The 3,107-nt window shown below is 39.2% G+C and carries 3 protein-coding genes; all 3 read left to right on the top strand.

Annotated elements, in window-relative coordinates; genetic code table 11:
- On the top strand, positions 1–1,082 hold a 1,082-nt coding region (locus WBN20_RS04995), incomplete at its 5' end, for an ADP-ribosylglycohydrolase family protein (RefSeq protein ID WP_424280926.1).
- Between the two features lies 1 nt (position 1,083).
- On the top strand, positions 1,084–2,487 hold the full coding sequence (uxaC, locus tag WBN20_RS04990) for a glucuronate isomerase (RefSeq protein ID WP_424280925.1): 1,404 nt from the start codon (positions 1,084–1,086) through the stop codon (positions 2,485–2,487).
- 115 nt (positions 2,488–2,602) lie between these two features.
- Positions 2,603–3,107, top strand: a 505-nt coding sequence (locus WBN20_RS04985) for an SDR family NAD(P)-dependent oxidoreductase (protein WP_424280924.1), incomplete at its 3' end; no start/stop codon positions are given.

Raw genomic sequence — 3,107 nt, 5'->3', positions numbered from 1 at the left:
ATAAATATGGTTATATCACAGGGCTTACTCCTGCAGAACGCATACAATCTCCAGAAGGAACCTGGGAGCATAACCTGAATGCCGGTGCTACTACTGATGATACCCGATGGAAGTACTTTATGGTTTCATATTTTGATACCTATTCCCCCGACCTGAATGCAGAAAATTTTGCGAAATTTATTACAGATTACTATCAATCAATAGCTTCCAAGCTGAGTGATAGGGAAATTTTAGCTTCTCCAGATGCCCTGGACACCAGGTTAGAAAAAGTAGACTGGATTAAAGAATGGGCCCGGGTGGCATTTGCTTACCAGAAAAGTGCGGAAGATTATCAGGAGGCTCAAAATAGGTTTTATGGAGGGGAAATGTCCTGTGCAGGCATGTTATATACCCCTATGTTTGGTTTGTTGGAACCCAACCCGGAGATTGCATATCTCACAGCTTACAAACATTCACTTTTTGATCTTGGATATGCCAAGGATATTTCCGGACTGGTAGCCGCCATGACACAAATGGCTATGCGGACCACAAATATGGATTCTATACTTAACACTGCCGTTTTTATTGATCCTATGCGCTATCAGGATAGCAGGCTGGTTGGGCGCCTCTCATATAACACAGCAAATGCCACCAGAAAATATGTAAACCTGTCCCGGCAAATTAAAAGTTCAGATTCTCTTAGATTAACGGATTCATTGGAAATAAAAATACCGAATCATTTTAACGGTACTAAAACCGAATGGGCACAACAGGAATTTGTTTACGCATTATTGGAAAAAGACGAAAAGGCCATCCCTTTTCATGCAGGTGAAATCTGGCAAATTATGATTGCCGGATTGGCCTTTGGGGACGGGGATTTCGAAAAAAGTATTCAGTTTATTGTAAATTATGGCAGAGATAATGATACTGTAGCTGCTGTAGCCGGAATGATTTTGGGGGCAAAGGACGGTTATACGAATTTACCTGTAAAATTACGCACCGAAGTACTTCGTGTTAATAAGGAACAATTGGGCATTGATCTGGAAGAACTTGCTTCGAGGATGGTTGGAACAATGTTACCTGAAACCGTAAATGTGAACTAAAATGGCGGTCAATAATTTTATACATGAAGATTTTTTATTGCAGACCTCTTTTGCCAGCCGGCTGTTCCACGATTTTGCAAAAGATCTGCCAATAATTGATTACCACAATCATTTGTCGCCTGAGAAAATAGCAGAAAATTTTCAATTTGACAACATCTCACAGGTATGGCTGAACGGAGACCATTATAAATGGAGAGCTATGCGGACTCTTGGTATTGAAGAAAAATATATTACCGGAAATGCTACAGATCAGGAAAAATTTGTGAAGTGGGGAGAAACTGTTCCATATACCGTTCGAAATCCATTATACCATTGGACCCATCTTGAATTAAAGCGTTATTTTAATATAGATGTGCTCCTGGACCAAAATAATGCACAAAAAATGTATAATACGTGCACTGAACAATTACAACTTCCCGCATATAGCACCCTGGGGCTATTGGAACAAATGAACGTTGAAGTGGTTTGCACTACTGATGATCCTTTGGATACGCTTGAATACCATAAAAAAGGCACAAAGAACGCAACCCTGAAATTATTGCCGGCCTTCAGACCGGATAAAGCCTATGCCGTTGAAAATACAACCTCCTTTCTTGAATACTTAAGTCAATTGGAGGGAGTTGTAAATACCTCGATCCATTCCTACTCCGACCTTCTTGAAGCCTTGGAATCAAGGATAAATTATTTTCATGAAAATGGCTGCAGATTAGCAGATCATGGCTTGGAATACCTCCCCTTTTACAAAAATGAAAGCTTTGATTCCTCCAAAATCTTTACAAGATTAAAAAATGGGGAATCGCTCAATTCGCATGAAGTAGCTTATTTTAAATCTGACGTATTAAAATTTCTTGCTAAATGCTACCATAAAAATGGCTGGGTGCAGCAGTTTCATCTAGGTGCCCTCAGAAATAATAATCAAAGGATGCTTCAGCAGCTGGGGCCGGATACCGGATTTGATTCTATTGGAGATTTTTCGCAGGCAGTGTCCTTGAGTAATTTTCTGGATTACCTGGATAGTACAGACCAACTTACCAAAACAATTATTTACAATTTAAACCCGGCAGACAATGAAGTTATTGCTGCGATGGTGGGCAATTTTAACGATGGAAGTGTCAAGGGTAAAATTCAATTTGGTTCTGCCTGGTGGTTTTTAGATCAGAAAGACGGCATGGAAAAACAATTGAACTCGCTTTCCAATATTGGCCTGCTAAGTTGTTTTATTGGGATGTTAACAGATTCCCGTAGTTTTCTTTCATTTCCAAGACATGAATATTTTAGGAGAGTACTTTGCAATCTTATAGGTAAAGACGTAGCAAATGGTGAATTACCGGAAGATGAAAAATGGTTGGGCGAGATTGTATCGGATATTTGCTACCATAATGCAAAGGCTTATTTTCCATTTTAGTTTGAGTGGCACTTCAGGAATTTAACTTTCTTAAGTTATATTTGGAAATAATAACAGGATTCCAGGAATCTGTTTTATTGAGTGGCCTAAAGAAATTATACTTAACATATTATCAATGTCTGATTTATTTTCTATAGACGACAAAATTATTGTAGTTAGTGGTGCAACCGGTGTACTAGGTTCTGCTATGACAGCCTATCTGGCAGAGCAACGAGCCAAAGTAGTTGCATTGGGCAGAAATCCGGATAAAATTAATGCGCTAATCGCAGAAATTAAAGGTAATCGTCACAAAGTATTTCCCCTGATTGCGGATGTAACAAATGAGCGGGATTTAGAGCGTGCGAAATTGGAACTAGAACATGAATATGGAAAAATAGATGTCCTGGTTAACCTGGCAGGTGGGAATATGGCCGGAGCAGTGATTACTCCGGAGCAGACCATATTGGATGCGAGGATAGATGAATTAAATAAAGTTATGGAACTGAATTATATGGGTTCCTTCCTCCCAATAAAAACATTTCTGCCTTTATTTCTAAAAGATTTAAAAGGAAGTATTATTAATATTTCTTCCATGGCCGCTCAAAGGCCCATAACCAGGGTATTGGGTTATGGTTCTGCGA

It is taken from the genome of Eudoraea sp. (assembly GCF_049665975.1).
GTDB lineage: Bacteria > Bacteroidota > Bacteroidia > Flavobacteriales > Flavobacteriaceae > Eudoraea.
The sequence above is the reverse complement of the archived record's forward strand: the minus strand, read 5'-3'. Positions and strand labels throughout refer to the sequence as shown.